Consider the following 21,493-nt stretch of genomic DNA (forward strand, 5'->3'; position numbering starts at 1 on the left):
GATGGATTTTGCCCTCAGCGAGGAAGAGTATCTCATTCGGGACACGGCACGAAAGCTTGCCGCCGACCGGATCGAACCGCTTGCCGAAACGCTCGACCGGGGCGAGGGCCGCGAGGCCTTCCTGTCCAATCTCGGGCTTCTGGCCGAAAACGGCTTCATGGGGCTGAATGTCTCTCCCAATTATGGCGGAACGGGTGCCGGAACCGTCGCATTCGCGCTGGCGGTGGAGGAGATCGCCCGCGCCTGCGCATCGACGGGCGTCACCGTGTCGGTCTCCAACATGGTCGCGGAAGTGATCCAGGCGGTCGGCTCCGACACGCAGCGCGAGACCTATCTGCCGCGCCTGACCGGAGGCGACTATCCCGCCGGCGCCTTCTGCCTGACGGAGGCCGGAGCGGGATCCGACCCGGCTTCCATGCGCACGCGCGCCGTCGCCGACGGTGACTCCTACGTGCTCGACGGCGCCAAGCTCTACATCACCTCGGCCGAATACGCGGGCATCTTCGTGGTCTGGGCGGTGACGGATCCGGACGCACCGCAGGGCAAGGGCATCACCTGCTTCCTGGTGGAAGCCGGCACGCCGGGCCTGGTCATCGGCAAGGCGGAAAAGAAAATGGGGCAGACCGGATCGGCGACCAACGAGGTGCTGTTCCAGAACTGCCGCGTGCCCGCGAGCGCGGTCATGGGCAAGCTGAACGACGGCTTCCGCATCGCCGTTGGAGAGCTCGCCGGGGGCCGCATCGGTGTCGCCTCCCTCGCGCTCGGCATCGCCCGCGCGGCGATGGAGCGGGCCAAGGCCTTCGTGAAGGAGCGTCGCCAGTTCGGCCGGGCGATCGCCGACATGCAGGGCATCCAGTGGATGATCGCCGACCGGGAGACGGAGCTCGAGGCCGCCCGCCTGCTGATCCTGCAGGCCGCCGCCCTCAAGGATCAGGGCAAGCCCTTCGCCCGCGAGGCCTCCATGGCCAAGCTGTTTGCCTCCGAGGCGGCCCAGCGCGCAACCTACACCGCGCTGCAGCTCCACGGCGGAGCCGGCTATGTGCAGGACTATCCGCTGGAGCGCCATGCACGCGACGCGCGCATCACGACGATCTACGAGGGCACCTCCGAGATCCAGCGCCTGATCATCGCCCGCGAGACGATGAAGATGGTGTGAGAGCGGCACGAACGGCGAAACTGTCGCTACGGCATGGGAAATCCACCTATTGAATGCCTTGCCCTTCATTGCGTTAACTGGAAGCGACGCGAAACGAACCCGTTTGATTCCGGTCAAGGACCGGTGATCCCGATCCGCCTAACCTGCATTCAACGGTGAGCGGATCAGCGGACACGCTTCGGATCCGTGTCACGCAAAGGAGGGACTACCCAATGGCAATCAAGGACATTCTCACGCTGGTCGATCTTGCCGGCAAGCAGCACGCGGCGCGTGCGGCCCTGGACTTCGCGTCGCGCTGCGACGCCCATGCCACCGGCCTGACCATTGCCTTCGAGCCGGTCGTTCCCGGCTTCGTCGCGGCGCCCATGCCGGCCGACTACATCGAACTGGCGCGCAACCAGGCGCTCAAGGCCGCACAGGACGCGGGCAAGACCTTCAACGACATGGCCCGCATGGCCGGTGTGAAGGCGGAAGTGCGCACCGCCGAGATGATCACCGGCGGATCGGCGGAGACGGTGCTTGCCCATTGCCGGCTCACGGATCTGGTCGTCGTCGGCCAGGAAAACCCGGACGAGCCGGAGCCGATGCGTGAGATGCTCATCGAATCGATCCTGTTCGAGTCCGGCGTGCCGGTTCTCATGGTGCCCTATATCGGCGGGCAGCTTCCGCTGAAGAACGTCATGGTCGCCTGGGACGGCAGCCCGACCGCGAGCCGCGCCGTGCATGCGGCGATGCCGATGCTGCAGATGGCCGACAAGGTCACCGTGATGATCGTCGAGAACGGCCGGCGTGCCCACGGCGAGCCGGGCAGCGACATCGCCACCTATCTCGCCCGTCACGGCCTCGACGTGACCATCGACGTGGTTCCGCGCCCGAGCGGCGGTGTCGCCGACGCGATCCTCAACTACGTGTCCGACAAGTCGATCGATCTCGTTGCGATGGGCGGCTACGGCCATTCGCGGATGCGCGAGTTCCTGTTCGGCGGCGCAACGCGCGAGATTCTCGCGGCCATGACCGTACCGGTGCTGATGGCCCACTGACACAGACGGAAAGGGCGCCATGTATCGGCGCCCTTTTCGCAAGCCAACGTGCCTGGGGGGTATCCTGAGGGGATGCGACAGGCACGGGGACGCCGCCGTTCGGGGGGATGGCGGCGTCCCGCCTACCACCCGTGGCGGGGAAATGCCGTAACGGGGTAGCAACGACCGCAAGGCTGACACAGACTTCGGGGAGGATGGACCGCGGAAGGAAAGGACCCACCGTGACGATCCGAAACCTCGAAGGACTGTTTCGTCCGACCTCCATCGCCGTCGCGGGGCCAAGCAGATTGCCCGGCGGCGCGCTGAAGCTCCTTCTCGACCGGCTGGCACAAAGCGGCTTCACGGGGCCGTTGTCGCTCGTTGGCGGCAGCGAGTCCGATCTTGCCGACATGCCCGAACGGTTCTCGCACGCGCGCGCGATCGAGGATCTCGCGACACCTCCCGACCTGCTGATCCTGACCGGGGCTCCGGGCGAGGCGGCCTCTCTCGTTTCCGCCGCCGGTGCCGCCGGGACCCGTGCGGCGATTGCGCTTTCGGCCGGCTACGACCGGTGGAGCGCGGAGGATTCACGTTCCGCCCTTCTGGCCGCGCGGCCTCACCTTCTGCGCCTTCTGGGGCCGGGCAGCCTCGGGGTCGCGGCACCGGCAAGCCGGCTTGCCGCACATCTGGGCGCCTGCGAGGCCGGAGCGGGTGACCTCGCCTTCGTCGCCCGTTCGGGCACGGTGGTGAACGCCACGCTCTCCTGGGCCAGGGCGAACGGAACCGGATTCTCCGGCATCGTCTCGCTCGGCCAGCGCTCGGACGTGGATGCCTCCGACCTTCTCGACTGGTTCGCCCTCGACTACCGCACCCGGGCGATTCTGCTGCACCTCGAAACCATCGTGCACCCGCGCAAGTTCCTGTCCGCCGCCCGGGCCGCGGCGCGGTCCAAGCCGGTGGTGGTGCTGCGCTCCGGCGCCAGCCGTGAGCGCTCCCATGACGGCATCACCCACGCAGGGCGCATCGCGCGCCCCGACGCGGTCTTCGATGCGGCGCTCGCCCGCGCCGGCGTGCTCAGGGTCGACACGCTGGACGAGATGTTCGAGGCGGCGGAGACCGTGAGCCGGCTCAAGCCCGTCACGGGACGGCGGCTCGGCATCGTCGCCACGGGCGGCTCCCTCGCGACACTCGCCGGCGACCATCTCAAGCGGCTCGGCGGCGAACTCGCCAGCCTGTCCGAGGAAACCACCGGGGCACTCGCGTCCCTGCAAAGGCCGGGCCTTACGGAGGCCAATCCGCTCACGCTCGACGAGACCGCCCCCTCCGAACGCTATGCGAGTGCGGCCTCGACGATGCTAGGTGACAGGAACGTCGACGCGGTTCTGACGGTCGTCGCCCCCTCCCCCTTCGTGGACATGAGCGAAACGGCAAACGCGCTCGCCTCGCTGGCCACGCCAGGGCGGGGCGGACATGCGCGACGCAAGCCGTTGCTCGTGGCATTGACCGCCGGCGCACCCCTTCCCCGCAAGGCGCTGGACGCGGCCCGCGTGCCCTGCCACGGCACCGCGTCGGAATCCGTTCGCGCCTTCATGCATCTGGCACGCTATGCGGAAGCCCGCGACCAGCTCATGGCCGCTCCGCCCAGCCTGCCCACCGATTTTTCACCCGATGTGGAAAGCGCGCGCGCCGTCGTTCGCGCGACCCTGGACCGTGGCGAGACCTGGCTGACGCCACCCGACGTGCGCAAGGTGCTTGCCGCCTACGACATCGCGCAGGTGGAAAGCCGTTTCGCCAGCGACCCGGCACAGGCCGCCGCGGTTGCCGCCGAGATGCTGCCGGCCGCGGGCCGGTTGGCGCTGAAACTCGTCTCGCCCGAGTTGCCCTTCAAGTCCGACGTGGGTGGCGTGGTGCTCGACCTGACCACGCCCGAGGCCGTGGAGGCCGCGGCCGGCGACCTGCTGGCCCGCATCGCGACGACCCACCCGCAAGCCCGGGTCACGGGCATCGTGCTTCAACCCATGGTGCGCCACGCCCATGCGAGCGAGATCTTCATCGGTCTCGCGGACGATGCGACCTTCGGCCCCGTCATCGCCTTCGGCCACGGCGGAACGGGGGTCGAGGTCATGGGAGACGTGGCCCTTGCCCTCCCCCCGCTCGACCTCAACCTTGCCGAGGCGCTCATTCGCCGAACGCGGGTCAGCCGCCTGCTGGAGGGGTTTCGCGACCGTCCGCGCGCCGACATGCATGCCATCGCCCTCACGCTGGTGAAGGTGTCGCAAATCGCCATCGACATTCCCGAGATCCGCGAGATGGACCTCAACCCGCTGGCCGCCGACCACCGCGGCGCACTGGCTCTCGACGGACGCATCGCCGTCGCCGAGCCGGTCGTGCATCCGGGCCGTAGCGGACGCTCGCGGCTTGCCGTCCTGCCCTATCCGCAGGAATGGGAGCGGATGCTCACGCTCAAGGACGGCAGCACGGTCAAGGTGTCGCCGGTGAAGCCCGAGGACGAGGACCGCTATCGCCGCTTCTTCGAGGAAAAGGTGACGCCCGAGGACCTCCGTCTTCGTTTCTTCGCGCCCGTCAAGGAGTTCAGCCACGCGTTCATGGCCCGCCTGGTGCAACTCGACTATGCGCGCGCCATGGCCTTCGCCGCGTCGGATCCGGCGAGCGGCGAGATCCTCGGCGTCGTGCGCCTGCACGCCGATCCGGACCACCAGACCGGCGAGTACGCGATCATCGTGCAGTCAGGCCTGAAGGGCAAAGGGCTGGGCTGGGCGCTGATGCAGCTCATCATCGACTATGCCGCCGCCGACGGAATCGCCACGATCAAGGGCGAGGTTCTGAAGGAAAACACGACCATGCTCGCCATGTGCGGCGCGCTCGGCTTTTCCGTGCATCCCTCGCCCGACGACGAGTCGATCGCCGAGGTAACCCTGCCCGTGGCGGCCGGTCACACCGCCGCGGACTGATGTGATGGGAAAGGCCGGACGGGAGGCGCCCCACGCTCCCCAAGCGGCCTCAGCCGGCGCGGATCTCGCTCAGGCTGCGCACCGGCGTGATGGCTTCCGGGTCGAGCTTGAGGTGCAGGAGCGCCGGCGTCCCGGACGCCCGCGCCCGCTCGAAGGCCGGACCGAAGTCCTCCGCCCGCTCGACCGTTTCCGCATGGGCGCCATAGGCCCGCGCAAGGGCCGCGAAGTCCGGGTTCACAAGGGTTGTCGCCGAGACTCGCCCCGGGAACTCGCGCTCCTGATGCATCCGGATGGTGCCGTACATGCCGTTGTCCACCACCACGAGGATGATGTTCGCCTTCTCCTGGCAGGCGGTGCCGAACTCCTGCATGGTCATCTGCAGGCAGCCGTCTCCGGCAAAGCACACGACCTCGCGCTCGGGATACTTGAGCTTGCCGGCAACCGCCGCCGGAAGGCCATAGCCCATGGAGCCGCTGGTCGGCGCAAGCTGGGTGTTGAGCCTGCGGAACCGGTGGAAACGATGCACCCAGGTGGCGTAATTGCCCGCGCCATTGGTCAGGATCGCGTCCTCGGGAAGATTGCCCTCCAACCAGTCCATGACCTCCGCCATCTGAAGCACGCCCGGCACCTTCGGCCGCGCGCCCGACCAGACGAGATAATCCGCGTGGGCCTCGGCGACGGCACCTTCCCACGGGCAGGCATTGGGCGGCTGCACGGCCTCGAGCGCCGCACAAAATCCGTTCGGCGTCGCGTTGACCGGCAGATCCGCCTGATAGACGCGGCCAAGCTCCTCCGCACCGGCATGAACATGCACGAGGGTCTGACCGGGCCGGGGAATGTCGAGCAACGCATAGGACTGGCTCGGCATCTCCGACATGCGTCCGCCGACGAGAAGCAGAAGATCCGCCTCGCGCACCCGTGCGGCAAGCTTCGGGTTGATGCCGATGCCGACGTCGCCGGCGTAGTTCTCGTGAAGGTTGTCGAACAGCATCTGCCGGCGGAAGGAGCAGGCGACGGGAAGCCGGAAACGCTCGGCAAAGCGGGTGAAGGCCGCGCGGGCCTGCTCGCTCCAGCGGCTGCCGCCCAGGATCGCCAGCGGACGTTTCGCGGCCCACAGGCGCTTTTGCAGGTCCGCCATCTGGGCAAGAGAGGGATGGGTCTCAAGCGGCTGGTGCGCGGACAGGCTCGCGACCTCCGCAACCTCGGCCAGCACATCCTCGGGCAATGCCAGCACCACCGGCCCCGGCCGGCCCGAGGTGGCGATCGCATAGGCGCGGGCGATCATCTCCGGGATACGGGCCGCATCCTCGACCTCGGCGACCCACTTCGCGATCGAGCCGAAGACCTGGACGTAGTCCACCTCCTGGAAGGCGTCGCGGCCACGCATTCCGGTCTCGATCTGGCCGACGAAGAGGATCATCGGCGTGGAATCCTGCTGGGCCACATGCACGCCGGCGGCCGCATTGGTGGCACCGGGCCCTCGGGTGACCATGCAGATGCCGGGCTTGCCGGTCATCTTCCCCCAGGCATCCGCCATCATGGCCGCGCCGCCTTCCTGGCGGCACAGCGTCACCGGAATGCTGGCATCGTGAAGCGCATCGAGCACGGGCAGGTAGCTTTCGCCCGGAACGCAGAACACGCGCTCCGCGCCCAGTTCCTCCAGCGCGCGCACAATGAGCGCGCCGCCCGTGCCGCTGTGCCGTTCACCCCGGTTGGCCATGTCGATTACCCCGATCCATCAAGAAACTGACTGATCCGGGTATAGCGACGGGAAAGGCCCCGTGCAAAGCCGGGAACATCGCCAACCAATTCCGAAATGGAATGACTCCGGACGGTCGGCACGCCCTGCCGCGCGAGCCTACACGTCCTGGACGGTGACTACCTGGAACGTGTGGAGTTCGCCATCCTCGTCGCGGATCGAGACATACTCGCCGACGTTGAAGGCATGACTTCCAAACCGGTAGCCGGCCTCGTCATCCTCGTCGCCACCGATGTCGTAGTGGAACGCCCAGGACCCGCCCGGCCGGTGCATGAGGTGGCCGATATCCTCCTCCTCGTCCGCCCAGAACCGGCGCACGCGGCACTTCTCGCGCAGCTTTTTCCAGGCTGCCGCATCGATGTGCCCGTCCGCGTCGAGCGGGGCGGTGAACTCGTATCCGTGCCGCGCGGAGCCGCCGGGGAACTCCTTCGTCCGGGCGAGGTTGAGCCGGATCAGCTTCAGGTCCACGGAATCGCTCATGAAGGCTTCACTCCCTTGCCGCCGGCTGATCGAGCCGGCCCTTGTCGTCTTGTGTCCGGCTCACTCCCGCCACACCGGGAAGGAACGAACCGCATTCAGGGTACCCTGACACAGGCGCGGAGGAAAACATTGAGCAAGGTCAACGGGACAGACGCAAGAGGACGCGGCAAACGCCCCAGCGCCGGAAACGGGAAGGATGGGACCGGCTAGCCGACCCCTGCCATGAGAGACAAAAAAGAGGCGGGACCGGCAAGCCGGTCCCTGCCACGTGGAAACAAAAAGGCGGGACCGGCAAGCCGGTCCCGCCGGGGCAAACAACGCAGGACCCGGGAGGGGGGAGGTCGAGCGTCGTTCGACCCAATGCGTGGGGGGATACGACCGGGTATGTGACCCGGTCGCGTTCGGTCAGACCGCGATGGCTTCGATGCGCGCCTGGCGCGCCGGAGCGGTCTCGACCGTCTCGGCCCGGCGGCGCTGGCCGCGATAGGCAAGGCGGTGATGGAACTCGCAGTAGGAACGGCCGCTTTCGGCATCCACACTGCAGAAGTGGAAGTCGGGATCCGCCGGATCACCGATCGGCCACTTGCAGGTGCGGCTCGTCAGCGTCATCAGCGTGACGCGCTCGCTGGCATCGCGAGGACCCTGAACAGCCTCGAAATTGGCCTTCGCCAGAGCGAATGCAAATTCGTCGCGCACCGGAGCTTCCCGAACGTCGGGACGGGTGGACGGACGACCGCCGACGCAGGCAAGAGAGGGCTTTCCGCGCTGCACGCGGACCTTGGGACGCTGGCTCGTCGCCGGAGAACGCTTGGGAAGCCCCATTCGATGAGCCTTGCCGATCACTGCGTTGCGCGTGATACCCGACATGACATAGGCGATCTGGCTGGCACTCAAGCCCTGCAGCCACAGCTTACGGAGCAAATCTTCGCGTTCCTGGTTCCAAGACATGGTCTGCCTCGCTTCTTGTTATAGCCGGCCAGTGACCGAGACGCGGATACAAGGGTCCCGTTTGGTTCCGCAGGGTAATGCGGCCCAATGCCAAGCTTCGTCCTCACTGTGCGATCGAGATCGCCGATGGGTCGACCCGGGGTGTCGCTTTATATCTGCTTCCGGGTCACGTGCTCGATGTCGTGATCGAGTATGCGTAGAATATAATTAATCAATGTTTAACAAGTCAATTTAATCTATTTTTCAGAATGATTTTTACTTACTTCTTTCCAATATTATTGCGGTAAGGGATTTTACGACCGCATCCAATACGTCTCTCTGGAAAATATTATTTACATCTCCATCACCCTGATCGGGATGAGCGAAACCGACATCATCGGATATCGAAAAATAGATCTTGCCCGCTTCTTTCTTCGAGATCAGGACGCCATCTTCGCACAATTTCTCGACCTTCCTCCTGACGGTCGAGTACGGAATATCCGTTTCCTCTGATATTGTTTCGATATCTGGATGTATACGGTTGGCATTCGCGATGGAAATAGTTGTTATTATCATCAAGTTTCCGAGATCTTTCACCCCATACTCTTCCATAAAGCGGAACATGAGCGCGAAAAACATCTCGTAAATTCTCAAAATACGGTGAGACTCGGTTGAAAGCGTTCCATCTCCCAGCGTCATGGCCCAGTTCCTCCGCCCAAACTTCGTCAATTTGACGAAAAGTACGCCATTTTTCGGTCTTATTGGCCAGCCCCATGCATTCGGGGAATCGGCACGGCTTTCGATTCGCACGTAATTCCATGCTTGTTTCAGTTTTCCACATGTTTTGGCAGCAGCGTTGTTACGCCATGTCAATCGTTGGAAATGTCGAGAACCATGGCCATGACGGAGCGAACCATGTCCACGCTCATGTCCGGCTCCGGCTTTTCGTGCTGGTCGAAGGAGAGAAGGTAGACGACGGACTTTCCGCGCCGCTCCTTGAGCACGCGACCCGACGTCAGATAGGAGCGCAGCCGACGCTCCACGGTCGAACGGGAGGAAAGGAGCTTCTCGGCGAGGAGTTCGGCATCCATGGGTGCGCCGCGCAGATCGGCGATACCGATGAGCACAAGCATGAGCACATCGGAGACATCCTCGATGCCGAGGTGATCCTGGATCTGGAGTGTCAGGTCGAAATAGCTTTCGAGCAGACGGCGCGTGCGGAAGGAAGCTCCTCCGCATCCCGACGGACCGCCTGACTGCGGTTCCTGTCGTTTTCTGGGCACCGCTCCCGACCGCTCCCGTTCAGACCTCGCGGGCACGCCTCCCGCGCAGCCCTTCCACAAGACTGCCCGAAGGGCACACAACACGCAACGTGCCGCGCAGGGAACGCAGGAGAGGTGTCAGCTATCGCGATGGACCGCGAAGAGCGCTTGTCACCGAGGTTGATTTTCAGGAAGGAGGCGAATGGTACAGACGGTTGGAGTTGAACCAACGACCTTCGGAGCCACAATCCGACGCTCTAACCAACTGAGCTACGTCTGCACGTCAATTCGGTGGCGGAACCTAGTGCCAATTCAGCGGGAATGCAAGAGCCCGCGACACGCCGCGCCCACGCTCGTCCACAGGTGAGGGAAAGCGGGCGCGACACCACAAACCGCCAAGCGCGAAGGGGCCCGCCACGGTCTCGCGGCGGGCCCCTTCACAGGTGCTGTGTTCAGGGCGCGATTTACGCGACCTTGAAGTCCTTGGACGCCTTCTCGACGGCGCCCTTGACCGTGTCCGACACCTCGCCGGAGAGCTTGGTGGCAAGCTCCTGCATGTCCTTGGCCTGCGCCGTGAAGGCGTCGAACTGGCTGCGGATGAAGCCGGTCTGCAGCTCGATCGCCTCGGCCAGCGACTTCACCTCGAACAGGTCCTTCGCGAACTGGAAGGTCGCGTCGGAGTTGGCCTTGGCGGCGTCGAGGGCCTTGTGGTTCAGGTCGAGAACACCGCGACGGCTGGTCTCGAAGCTGTCTTCCATCATGTCCGTGGCGTCCTCGGCCATGGTCTTCATGCGTGCGTAGGTCTCACGCGCCTGCTCGATGCCCTTCTCGGCCATCTCGCGGGTGGCGGCGGGGATTTCCATCTTCGGCATGGCAAAAGCCTCGAAATTCGGGAACGCGACGACAGTCTCGTCAGCGGTCTTGGTGGTCTTGGCGCGCGGTGCTTTCGGCGCGGCGGTCTTGGTCTGCGTCTCGGTCATGCTTGCAACTCCTTGTTCCGCTCCAGACCGCCCGGCAGGGGCCTGCCCGGCGGTGCGGGAAGAGGTCGTGCGATCGCCAAGCAACACATGCTCCGATCGCCGTTGTACGACTTCCAATATAGGAGCACCTCTTGTGCATTGCAACATAATTATTGCGACGCACAAAAAGATCGGGCGGAAGGGGGCGGTGCATGATGCGCGCCCTCCTTCCGCCCTGGATATACAAGCCTACGGACTGGCTCAGTCGCCAGAGGATCCGCCGCGCGTGGCCGACTGGGCGGCGGACTGGGCCGCCGTCTGCGCCGCCTTGGTCGCCTTGTCGCCGAGATCGCGCACCTGCTCGCCCAGCGACTCCATCTGCTTGCGCAGGTAGTCGCTCTGAAGCTTCACCATCTCGTTGACATCTCCAGCGCGCACCATCTTCTGCGCCAGTTCGAAGGCGGCGGCGATGTTTTCCTCGCTGTACTCCAGCGCCGTGCGCTGGATGTTGTCCGCGTCCGCCTTGGCCGTTTTCGCCTGGTCCTCGACCGTGCCGACCGCCTTGCGCGCGGCCACCATATAGTCATCGAAGGCCTTGCGGGCCTGCTCGACGCTGCGGTCGGCGAGATCGCGCATCTGGTCGGGGATCTCGAAGCCAGGTGTCTTGCCCGTCGTCATGTCGCCTCTCCTTGCATTGCCGGTGGTCGTTCGTTGCACTGGTCGTCGGCTGCAATGGGCATTCATCGCAGCGACCCTGGAAACGTCACATGGTCACATCACAAGCCGGAGCGCCCGAACACCGCATGCCTCCGTCTGGGGGCACACAACCGCGCCGGGAGCACTTTCGCCCTGGATGCAACCCTTAGCGATCCTAGATGAAATCGCGATGAAATGGAGCCCCGTCTATCGTCGGGACTTCGAGCGGGCAGACGTCAGGTTAACCACTGCGGGAAAGAATCGGCCAATCAACCGCCCGGAACGTGGACGACTCGTGGGCAAGACGATATTTACACTCTGTTTACCGCACCGGGCGCAGTGAGGCCAAGGGACGGCCATTTCCGCGACCTTGTTCGCGTGCAACAGTCGCGGCGGCCGGGACAGCGGAGCCAGACGGGCTGAAAGGCGGAGGCGACATGCCAATGGACAGCCAGTTGAGCACCTTCATGACATTGAGCGGCTTCGCGGCCGCGAGCCTGCATCTGGGTGATCAAAGACCGGCCTGGATCTGGGCACGGGACGGAAAGACGGTGCTCTGGGCGAATCCGGCCGGAGCCGCCTTCTTCGGCGTGCGCTCCCTGGCAGCCCTGTCCGACCTGTCCGGCCATGAGCGTGCTCCCGCGCGCCCGCACATCATGCGCGTCGCTGAAAGCGGCCCGGTCGACCGCGACACGACGGACCGGCTTCGCTTCTATCGTGGCCTGCGCGTCATGCTGGTGACCTGCTCCTGCCGCCGCATCACGCTTCCCGATGGGGAAAGCGGAGCGCTCATCGTCGCCCTCGACGCCGGCACCTCCGTGACCACGCCGCTCTCGCAGGCACTTGTCGACCTCGTGTCGGGCGGGGCCGCCGCACGCGAAACCTCCGCGATCGTCTTCGACGCGAAGGGTCAGGTCGCCGCAAGCTCCTCAACGCTCGGCACTCCGGACTTCGACGATGTGTCCAGGGCCCTGCGCGCGGCCAAACATGCCCCGGCGCGCGCCATGCTTTCGCTTGGCGACGGCGATCACGCGAGTGTTCTGCTGATGCTCGACAGCGGCGAGACCCTCGTGCTTCTCGACAATGAGGCACAGGCCGGCGTCGATGAAACCGCAACCCCTGACGCGCCGGATGCCATCTCGGTGATCGACGCCGCAGATGCCATCGCGGCGGACGAGGCCCCGGGCGAGGACGTTGCCGACAGTGCATCCGAACCGGAAACCGACGAGGAGACCGTGCCGGATGCCCGTGATGGGTCGCCCGTGCGGCAACGCATTGCAAACGCCACGGGTCTCTTCGCCTTCGCCAGCGCGACACGGTTTCTGGCACGCAAGGAGCCTGCCGCCGAGCCCGTGACCTCGGAAAGCCAAGAGGCCAACGAGCCCGACGCCCCGGAGGAGTCCACCGCGGACGCCGCTTCGCCCCAGGAGAGTGTTTCCGGTCCGCACCTGCTGGAAACGGAGCGCGAGGACACACTCTCGGCAGAGACGCTTGCGGCCGAGGAAATGCTCGCGGAGGAACTTCTGGGTAAAGAGCCCCCGGCGGAGGAGGCACCTTCGCAGGATGAGCAGTCCGGCACGGAAGTCGACCCAACCGATCCCGAGGTCTCAGTCGGGGAGAGTGCGGAAGCGCCCGCCGAAGCGGAAGAACCTGTCGGGGCCTCCATCGAGGAGGCAGCCCAATCCCGTCCCCTGGAGGCAGACGACCCGCGCACGGAGGAGGCCCGGACTGGCGACGAGGAAACGGTCGATGAGCCATGTGCCGCGCCGGCGCTCGCCGCTCATGCCGATGACGATTTCGTCTTCGAACCGCGCGACCGAGCCATCCGCTTTGCATGGAAGATGGATGTGGAGCGCCGGTTCACCTTCCTCTCGCCGGAGTTCGAGGACGCGCTCGGACCGCTTGCCGCCGATATCGTTGGCAAGAGCTGGGACGAGATCGCCGAACGCTTCGAGATCGATACCGATGGACGCGTCGCCGCCGCGCTGAAGCGCCGCGACACGTGGAGCGGCCGCACCGTGCTGTGGCCGGTAAGCGGCCATGCACTGCGCGTTCCGGTGGACATGGCCGCCCTGCCGGCCTTCGACCGGCAACGGGTATTCGAAGGCTTCCGCGGGTTCGGCGTGTGCCGCACCGGCGAGGCGGAGACGGATCCGGAGGCCCTTGGCATTCGCCTGGCCATCGAGGACACGCCGGCGCAGCCCGAAGACCAGCCCGCCCAGGATGAGCCTCAGGCCGCGGGCGATCCCGATGAGAGCGGCGCGGCAGCGGCCATCGCGGCAACCTCCGCAGCCGGTGGCGCGGCGGTTGCGCTCGCATCGGACCTGGAAGACGCCCCGGACAACGCCGGGGAGACTCCGGAGCCTGAGGTGTCTGAAACGCCAGAATCAGACGCGGCCGAAGCCGCCGAAGAGGACGCGGACGACGAGGCTGCGGTTGTCGAGCCGGAAGCCGGACAGGACGAGCTCGAGGAGACCGAGCCGGAACGCGCCGACCATGCATTCGATGCGGATGAGGCAACGGTCGATGAGAACGTCTCCCTCGAGGAGGCAGAGCCCGAGGACGAGGCCGCCATCGACGCGGTGGACGAGGACGTTGAAGACGTCTCAGGTGCCGAAGAGAAGCCGCAAGAAGCATCCGACGAGATTTCGGCGTCCCCTGCCGATGCCGGCCTGACGGACACGGACGACAACGCGGAGCCCTCCTCCGTTCTGGAGATGGATGAGGATCTTTTCGCTCCCGCCGCTGCTGCGGCGGCTTCGGCGGCAGCGGCCGTGGTCCTGTCGGAAACCGACGACGACGCGCCCCGGCAGCAGCCCGAGGCGGAGGTGGAAGAGTTCCTGGAAACCGAGTTCGAGGAGATCGAGCCGGACGACCAGCAAGCCGATCCCGTCGAGGTTGAGGAAGCCGTCTCCGAGCGAGACATGCCCGACCTCCCGGCGTCAATGAGGGACGATACGGGGACGCCGGTCGACACGGCGCTGGAGACCTCGCGCCTGTCGAAGCCGGAGCGGGACGCCTTCCGCAAGATCGCCGAGGCGCTGGGTGCCCGCACGGCGGACGAGGCCGAACCCGAACCCCATGCGACGGACGGACACGCCGCTCCCCGGGCGCCAGAGCGTGCCGGCCATGGTGTGGTGGAACCGCTTGGCATCATCGCGCGTCCGGTCGAACCGGCAAAGCGCACGCCGCGCACCTCGCTTCTCGACAAGCTGCCGGTTGGCGTCGCGATCATCGCCGACGATACCGTCATCTACGCCAATACGACGCTGCTCACGCTGTCGGGATACGCCAATCTCGCCGCCCTGCAGGAGGCCGGCGGTCTCGACGCCCTGTTTGCCGAACCGGAGGACTGGCCCAGCTCCCTGCCCGGCTCCATGACCGAGCGCACCATGCGCCTGCGGCTCGCCGACGGCGGCGCCAAGCCGGTGAAGGCCCGCCTGCACAGCGTGGAGTGGAACGACGACACGGCACTGATGATGTCGCTCGTCGACCGTCACGATCCGGCGCAGGAAGCCGCGCTCGACCGGCTGCACGAGGTACAGACCGCACTGGCCCTTTCGGAAGAGCAGGTCGCCGAAATGGACGCCGTGCTCGAGACCGCGACCGACGGCGTGCTCATTCTCGACGAGAACGGTGCCATCGTGAAGGTGAACCGCTCGGCGGAAGCCCTGTTCAATGCCTCCCGCGACGAGATGAACGGTGCGCCTCTCATCAATTACCTGGCGCCGGAAAGCCACCGCGACGCGCTCGACTATCTCGATGGGCTCGCCCGCAACGGGGTCGCGAGCGTGCTCAACGACGGACGCGAGGTGATCGGCCAAGTGGGATCGGGCGGCCTCATTCCGCTGTTCATGACCATCGGCCGGGTCGGCCATGGCGCGGACGGGCCGCGCTTCTGCACGGTCCTGCGCGACATCACCCAGTGGAAGAAGGCGGAGGAGGAACTCACCGACGCCAAGCGCCAGGCGGAAAGCGCCAGCTCCAAGAAGTCCGACTTTCTGGCCAAGATCAGCCACGAGATCCGCACGCCGCTCAACGCCATCATCGGGTTTTCCGAGGTGATGATGGAGGAGCGCTTCGGCCCCGTGGGCAACGACCGCTACAAGGGCTACCTGCGCGACATCCACAATTCGGGCTCGCACATCATGAGCCTGATCAACGACCTTCTCGACCTGTCGAAGATCGAGGCGGGAAAGCTGGACCTGACCTTCGAGGCGGTCTGCGCCAACGACATCATCCGCGAGTGTGTGGCGCTGATGCAACCGCAGGCCAACCGCGAGCGCGTCATCATTCGCGCCAGCCTGCCGACGTCGGTTCCCAAGGTCGTCGCCGACGGACGCTCGGTGCGCCAGATCGTGCTCAACCTCCTGTCCAACGCGATCAAGTTCAACCAGCCGGGCGGACAGGTGATCGTGTCGACGGCGCTGGAAGACAGCGGTGAGGTGATCCTGCGCGTGCGGGACACGGGGCTCGGCATGAGCAATCAGGATCTCGCGGCGGCGATGGAGCCCTTCCGTCAGTTGCACACCGCCCGCCACGGCGGCGGCACGGGCCTCGGCCTGCCGTTGACCAAGGCTCTGGTGGAGGCAAACAGGGCGAGCTTCCGCATCGACTCCGAGCTCAATCACGGCACGCTGATCGAGATCACCTTCCCGCCCCAGCGCGTACTCGCCGAATAGGCAAGCCCACTGGCACGCGGGGCCAGCGCGGGCATTGACCGCGCGTGGCCGCCGGGCCAGTCTTGGACGCCCATTCCAAACGACGCGCACGCAACCGGTGTGCGCGGCCTTCACGCCGGACCTGCCATGCTGACACTCGCTGCCATCGAGGATGCCGCGGACATCGTCTACCGCGCCATGAACCCGACCCCGCAATATGCCTGGCCGCTGCTCGGGGAAGCCATCGGACGCGAGGTCTGGGTCAAGCACGAGAACCACACGCCGACCGGGGCCTTCAAGGTGCGCGGCGGTCTCGTCATGATGAAGGGGCTTGCGGAAAGGCTGCCGAGCGGCTCCGGCATCATTTCGGCAACGCGCGGCAACCATGGACAGAGCATGGCCTTTGCGGCCGCGCGTTACGGGCTTGCCTGCACCATCGTCGTGCCGGAAGGAAACTCGCGCGAGAAGAACGCCGCCATGCGCGCTTTCGGCGCGGAACTGATCGAGCACGGCGAGGACTTCGATGCAGCCAAGGCGCACGCCGTCATGCTGTCGGAGGAGCGCGGGCTGACCATGGTGCCAAGTTTCCATGTGGACCTCGTACGCGGCGTCGCGACCTACGCGACCGAGTTCCTGCGCGCCGTCAAGGATCTCGACGTGATCTACGTTCCAATCGGGCTCGGATCGGGCATCTGCGGCGTGATTTCCGCGCGCGACGTGCTGAACCGCAAGACGAAGGTCGTCGGCGTCGTGTCCGACCAGGCCGATGCCTATGCCCGCTCCTTCGAGAGCGGCACGCTCACGGACACCGCAAGCGCGGCAACCTTCGCGGACGGCATGGCCGTCCGCTGCCCGGACGAGGCCGCACTTGCCGTGATCCGCGCAGGCGCGGAAGACGTCGTGCGCGTCAGCGACGACCAGATCGCCGAGGCGACGCGTCTCTACTATCGCGCCACCCACTCGCTGGCTGAAGGCGCCGGCGCCGCCGCCCTCGCCGCGCTCATGAACGACACGCACAGAGGCGAAACCGCCGGCGTCATCCTGAGCGGGCAGAACATCGACGCGGATCTGATGGCCCGTGTCCTTGCCGGCGAAACGCCGCGCGTCTAAAGCCGCGTCGACACGAAGTGGCCTCCTGGATGCGGCGGACGCGCCGCATTTCCCGCCAGCGGCCCACGCGCACGGAAACCCGCGACTTTATAATCATTCCAAACTATTGATTTCGCACCCGATATATCTTGACACGGACACTCCTGTTTTTAAGATACGCGCGCTTGAGTGTCCTAACGTCATCTCGAGCATATCCCCCCACGTCAGGGTCTTGACCCCTGACCGTTTGGAGACAGTGATGACACGCTTCCTCGACAAGACCCGCAAGACCCTGGTCTCGGGCCTCGTGCTCGCCGCAGTTGGCGCCACGCCGGCCTTCGCCGACGGCGAGGTGAACATCTATTCCTATCGCCAGCCGTTCCTCATCGAGCCGCTGCTGAAGGCGTTCACCGAGGAAACCGGTATCAAGACGAACGTGATCTTCGCCTCGAGCGGCCTCAGCGAGCGCATCCAGGCCGAGGGCGAGAACTCGCCGGCCGACGTGCTGCTGACCGTCGACATCGGCCGCCTCGACGGCGCCAAGCAGCTGGGCATCACCCAGCCGATCGAGTCGGACGTGGTCAACGAGAACATCCCTGCGCAGTACCGTGACTCCGAAGGCCACTGGGTCGGTGTCACCACCCGCGCCCGCGTGGTCTACGCCTCGAAGGACCGCGTCGAGCAGGACGCCATCACCTACGAGGAGCTGGCCGATCCGAAGTGGAAGGGACGCATCTGCACCCGCAGCGGTCAGCACGTCTACAACGTTGCCCTGTTCGCCGCCATGGTCGCCCACAAGGGTGAGGAAGCCACCGAGACGTGGCTCGAGGGTCTGCGCGACAATCTCGCCCGCAAGCCCGCCGGCAACGATCGCGCCCAGGTCCAGGGCATCTATTCGGGCGAGTGCGACATTTCGATCGGCAACACCTACTACATGGGCGCCATGCTCCAGAACGAGAAGGAGCCGGAACAGAAGGAATGGGCGAACTCCGCCAAGATCCTGTTCCCGACCTTCGAGGACGGTTCCACCCATGTGAACATCTCGGGCATGGTTCTGGCCAAGCACGCGCCGAACAAGGCCGAAGCGATGAAGCTCATCGAGTTCCTCAGCTCGGACGAGGCGCAGAAGATCTACGCGGAGGCCAACAACGAATATCCGGTCGAGCCGGGTATCGAGCCGTCCGAGCTCGTCGCGTCCTGGGGCACGTTCAAGCCCGACACGCTGCCGCTCGAGGAGATCGCCAAGAACCGCAAGACCGCCAGTGAGCTGGTCGACAAGGTCGGCTACAACGACGGTCCCGCGAGCTGATCCTGGCGCGATCCCCGCAAGCTTCCGGCGCCCGGTCCATGACCGGGCGCCTTTGCCGTTTTCCGGAGAGGACGGTAAACGGACATGACACACCGATGAGTGAACGGACCGGCCTGCCGACGGGCGACGGGACCGGCCATACCGAGCAGACATGACCGACCTGTCCCATCCCTTGCGGTCCGACGCCGCGCAGGCACCGCGCTCAGCCGCGACACGCTCCGACCGGCTGTGGACCCTGGCGGGCGTCATCGTCGCCGCCCTCACCCTGCTTCCCGTGCTGTCGCTCGCGCTTCTGGCCGCCCAGCCGACGGGAGACGTCTGGACGCATCTGGTCGGCACCGTGCTCCCGCGCTCGCTGTGGACGACTGTCCTGCTGATGGCCGGTGTCGGCGCGCTTACACTTACCCTCGGGGTGGGCACGGCCTGGCTCGTGACCATGTGCCGCTTCCCCGGACGCGCCTTCTTCGACTGGGCGCTGCTCGTTCCGCTGGCGGTGCCCACCTACATCATCGCCTACACATACGTCGAAATTCTCGACTACACGGGTCCGGTCCAGTCCGCGATCCGCGCGATCTTCGGCTTCACCACCTCACGGGACTACTGGTTTCCCGAGGTGCGTTCCCTTGGCGGCGCCATCTTCGTCATGGGCTTCGTGCTCTACCCTTACGTCTACCTGACGACACGAGCATCCTTCCTGCTCCAGTCCGCCTGCGCGCTGGATGTGTCACGCACGCTGGGCGCGGGCCCCATGCGGCTGTTCTTCCGCGTGGCGCTGCCGCTTGCCCGCCCGGCGATCGTCGTCGGCGTATCGCTTGCACTGATGGAGTGCCTGAACGACATCGGCGCGGTGACCTTCTTCGGCGTCCAGACCATGACGTTCTCGGTCTATGATACCTGGATCAACCGCTCGAGCCTGGCCGGTGCCTCCCAGCTTGCGGTCGCGATGCTGGCGCTGGTTTTCGCGTTGTTGTGGATCGAGCGCCATGCCCGCCGGCGTCAGCGCTTCCACGTCACCTCCTCCCGCTATCAGGCATTGCCCGGATACCGTCTCGGTGGCGCGCGCGCGCTCGGCGCCATGATCGCCTGCGCGGTGCCGATCCTCGTCGGCTTCGTGTTTCCCGCGATGCTGCTTGCGGACTACGCTAGCCGCCGGCTCGACGAACTGACCTCGCCGGCGCTGGTCTCCGCGATGACCAACACGCTCACGCTGTCCGTGATCGCTTCGGTGATGACCGTGGTGATCGCGATCGTGCTGGTTTTCGCCCAGCGGGTGCAACACAACGCGCTCACTCGCGTTTGCGGGCGGATTGCCGCCATCGGCTACGCCATTCCAGGAACCGTTCTGGCCGTCGGCATCCTTATCCCGCTCGCACGCTTCGACAATATGGTGGACGCCTTCGCACGCTCCACCTTCGGCGTCTCGACGGGACTCCTGCTGGTCGGCACGGGAACGGCACTCGTCTATGCCTACATGGTCCGCTTCCTGGCCGTCGCCCACGGTCAGATCGAGGGTGGCCTCGGCAAGGTGACGCCCCACCTCGACATGGCCGCGCGAACGCTCGGGCGTACCTCAGGCAAGGTGCTCTGGGAAGTCCATGTGCCGATGATCCGGCCGGTTCTGCTGACAGCCCTGCTTCTCGCCTTCGTCGACTGCATGAAGGAGCTGCCGGCAACGATCCTGCTGCGGCCCTTCAATTTCGAGACCCTGGCGACCACCGTCTACAACGCCGCATCGCGGGAGGCCTTCGGAGATGGCGCCCTGCCCGCGCTCGTCATCGTTCTGGTGGGACTTGTGCCGGCGATCCTTCTGGCACGAACCTCGGCCAGAAGCTTCCGCGACAGGGGATCGGCCCGCCAGGCAGGCTGATACCCGGTCTCAGCCGATCCGGTCGCGCAGGGCAAACCAGCTCATGGCAAGGACAAGGATCGGCCAGCGGAAGAGGCGCCCGCCGGGGAATGCCGGTGTTTTCAGTTTCGCAAAGACGTCGAAACGCTCGCTCTCGCCCAGCATGGCGAGCGCTGCGGCATGGCCCGCGAACCCCGAGATGGCGACGCCATGGCCGGAAAAGCCCGCGGCCACATACACACCGGGCCGGGTGCGGCGCAGACACGGCAGGCGCGTCTGGGTGACGGCGAGGGTTCCGCCCCAGGCGTGCGACACCTTCAGCCCCGTGAGCTCCGGATAGACATTGGCCAGATGCCCGCGCACAAAGGCCGCCACATCGCGCGGACCACCCTTGCGATAGGTTTCGCCACCGCCAAACAGCAACCGGCGATCCTTCGTCAGGCGCCAGTAGTAGACGACGAAACGGCTGTCCGAAACCGCTTCACGCCCGGGGATAAGGGCATCGGCCGCAGCCTCATCGAGAGGTTCACTGGTCAGGATGTAGTTGCTGATCGGCATGACGCGGGCCTCGCTGTCCGCATCAAGGCCCGAGAGGTAGCCGTTTCCGGCAAGGAGCACCGTGTCCGCCTCCACGAAGCCGCCTTCGGTCACGACCCGGACGCGCCCGCCGGCGAGGTCCTCCAGCCGCGTGACAGGGCTCTCCTCGTGGATGACACCCCCTGTCTTCTCCAACGCCCGTGCCAGCCCCTGGGCAAGCTTGAGCGGGTGAAGGTGCCCGGCCCCTGGATCCCGCACGCCACCATGATAGAGATCCGTGCCGATCGCGGCGGCAAGCTCGTCGCTTTCCAGTCGCTCGATCCCCTCGTAGCCGTATTCACGGGCAAGAAAATCGGCGTAGTCCCACTCTTCCTGGACAAACCGAGGCTTGTGCGCCGCCTCGATGAGCCCCGGCATCCAGTCCATGTCGATGCCGTAGCGGGCCGCACGTCCGTGCAACAGGCTCTTCGCCTCTTCCGCCATTTCCCAGAGACGACGCGCCATTTCGGGGCCGTAGGTGTCATGCAGGTAGTGCTGGTCGCGCCGCTGGCCGGAGTGAAGCTGCCCGCCGTTGCGCCCGCTCGCGCCCCAGCCGACCCGTTCCGCCTCCAGAACGACGACGCTGCGCCCCGCCTCGGCAAGGGTCAGCGCCGCGTTGAGGCCCGTGAAGCCGGCGCCGACAATCGCCACATCCGCCCGCGCACCTCCCGAAAGGGACGGGCGCGGCGGTTGCTCGGGCACGGTTGCCGCGTAGTAGGACGCCGCATGGCGGCTGCGAACGGGTGCCAAAGACCTGGTCTCCGGAACGACGGACGGGCGCG

Annotated in this window: 15 protein-coding genes and 1 tRNA gene; 7 read left to right on the forward strand and 9 right to left on the reverse strand. The window is 65.9% G+C overall.

The features are described 5' to 3' along the window. Position 1 precedes the first annotated feature (1 nt). The 3 genes from ACYX4S_RS14200 to ACYX4S_RS14210 all read left to right on the forward strand — a co-directional run bounded on the left by ACYX4S_RS14200 (position 2) and on the right by ACYX4S_RS14210 (position 5,147). Positions 2 to 1,156 carry an acyl-CoA dehydrogenase family protein gene (locus ACYX4S_RS14200; RefSeq protein ID WP_476360656.1) on the forward strand — a complete coding sequence of 385 codons (1,155 nt, stop codon included), beginning with the start codon at positions 2 to 4 and terminating at the stop codon, positions 1,154 to 1,156. A 212-nt stretch (positions 1,157 to 1,368) separates the two neighbouring features. Next, positions 1,369 to 2,196 (forward strand): universal stress protein, encoded by an 828-nt coding sequence (locus ACYX4S_RS14205; RefSeq protein ID WP_293721749.1) that lies wholly within the window; start codon positions 1,369 to 1,371, stop codon positions 2,194 to 2,196. A gap of 221 nt (positions 2,197 to 2,417) precedes the next feature. Beyond that, the gene (locus ACYX4S_RS14210) at positions 2,418 to 5,147 is read left to right on the forward strand and encodes a bifunctional acetate--CoA ligase family protein/GNAT family N-acetyltransferase (protein ID WP_476360657.1); all 2,730 of its coding nucleotides are present in this window, start codon (positions 2,418 to 2,420) and stop codon (positions 5,145 to 5,147) included. 49 nt (positions 5,148 to 5,196) lie between these two features. On the opposite strand, the gene ACYX4S_RS14215 is transcribed toward ACYX4S_RS14210, so the two are convergent. The 8 genes from ACYX4S_RS14215 to ACYX4S_RS14250 form a co-directional block, all read right to left on the reverse strand. After that, positions 5,197 to 6,867, reverse strand: a complete 1,671-nt coding sequence (locus ACYX4S_RS14215; protein ID WP_476360658.1) for a thiamine pyrophosphate-binding protein — start codon at positions 6,865 to 6,867, stop codon at positions 5,197 to 5,199. Positions 6,868 to 7,005: 138 nt separating this feature from the next. After that, complete coding sequence (locus ACYX4S_RS14220; RefSeq protein ID WP_293721743.1) at positions 7,006 to 7,386, reverse strand: hypothetical protein; 381 nt, start codon at positions 7,384 to 7,386, stop codon at positions 7,006 to 7,008. Positions 7,387 to 7,791: 405 nt separating this feature from the next. Beyond that, a complete protein-coding gene (locus ACYX4S_RS14225) occupies positions 7,792 to 8,334 on the reverse strand; it encodes a GcrA family cell cycle regulator (RefSeq protein ID WP_476360659.1) in 543 nt (180 codons plus the stop codon). Between the two features lie 255 nt (positions 8,335 to 8,589). After that, positions 8,590 to 9,012 (reverse strand): helix-turn-helix domain-containing protein, encoded by a 423-nt coding sequence (locus tag ACYX4S_RS14230; RefSeq protein ID WP_476360660.1) that lies wholly within the window; start codon positions 9,010 to 9,012, stop codon positions 8,590 to 8,592. A gap of 170 nt (positions 9,013 to 9,182) precedes the next feature. Then, positions 9,183 to 9,596, reverse strand: coding sequence for a hypothetical protein (locus ACYX4S_RS14235; protein ID WP_476360661.1), 414 nt, complete (start codon positions 9,594 to 9,596; stop codon positions 9,183 to 9,185). Between the two features lie 182 nt (positions 9,597 to 9,778). Next, positions 9,779 to 9,855: transfer RNA gene (locus tag ACYX4S_RS14240), tRNA-His, on the reverse strand. A gap of 184 nt (positions 9,856 to 10,039) precedes the next feature. Next, entirely contained in the window at positions 10,040 to 10,555 is a 516-nt protein-coding gene (locus ACYX4S_RS14245; RefSeq protein ID WP_293721735.1) for a phasin, read from the reverse strand. Between the two features lie 240 nt (positions 10,556 to 10,795). After that, on the reverse strand, positions 10,796 to 11,212 hold the full coding sequence (locus tag ACYX4S_RS14250) for a phasin (RefSeq protein WP_293721732.1): 417 nt from the start codon (positions 11,210 to 11,212) through the stop codon (positions 10,796 to 10,798). 461 nt (positions 11,213 to 11,673) lie between these two features. On the opposite strand from ACYX4S_RS14250, the gene ACYX4S_RS14255 reads away from it, so the two are divergent. The 4 genes from ACYX4S_RS14255 to ACYX4S_RS14270 all read left to right on the forward strand — a co-directional run bounded on the left by ACYX4S_RS14255 (position 11,674) and on the right by ACYX4S_RS14270 (position 20,156). Then, entirely contained in the window at positions 11,674 to 15,912 is a 4,239-nt protein-coding gene (locus tag ACYX4S_RS14255; protein ID WP_476360662.1) for an ATP-binding protein, read from the forward strand. A 126-nt stretch (positions 15,913 to 16,038) separates the two neighbouring features. Further along, complete coding sequence (locus tag ACYX4S_RS14260; RefSeq protein WP_476360663.1) at positions 16,039 to 17,001, forward strand: threonine dehydratase; 963 nt, start codon at positions 16,039 to 16,041, stop codon at positions 16,999 to 17,001. A gap of 238 nt (positions 17,002 to 17,239) precedes the next feature. Continuing rightward, positions 17,240 to 18,289, forward strand: a complete 1,050-nt coding sequence (locus ACYX4S_RS14265; protein WP_476360664.1) for a Fe(3+) ABC transporter substrate-binding protein — start codon at positions 17,240 to 17,242, stop codon at positions 18,287 to 18,289. 151 nt (positions 18,290 to 18,440) lie between these two features. Further along, positions 18,441 to 20,156 carry an ABC transporter permease gene (locus ACYX4S_RS14270; RefSeq protein WP_476360665.1) on the forward strand — a complete coding sequence of 572 codons (1,716 nt, stop codon included), beginning with the start codon at positions 18,441 to 18,443 and terminating at the stop codon, positions 20,154 to 20,156. 9 nt (positions 20,157 to 20,165) lie between these two features. On the opposite strand, the gene ACYX4S_RS14275 is transcribed toward ACYX4S_RS14270, so the two are convergent. Continuing rightward, a complete protein-coding gene (locus ACYX4S_RS14275; RefSeq protein WP_476360666.1) occupies positions 20,166 to 21,461 on the reverse strand; it encodes an NAD(P)/FAD-dependent oxidoreductase in 1,296 nt (431 codons plus the stop codon). Positions 21,462 to 21,493 lie beyond the last annotated feature (32 nt).

It is taken from the genome of Stappia sp. ABD4_338, assembly GCF_056312175.1.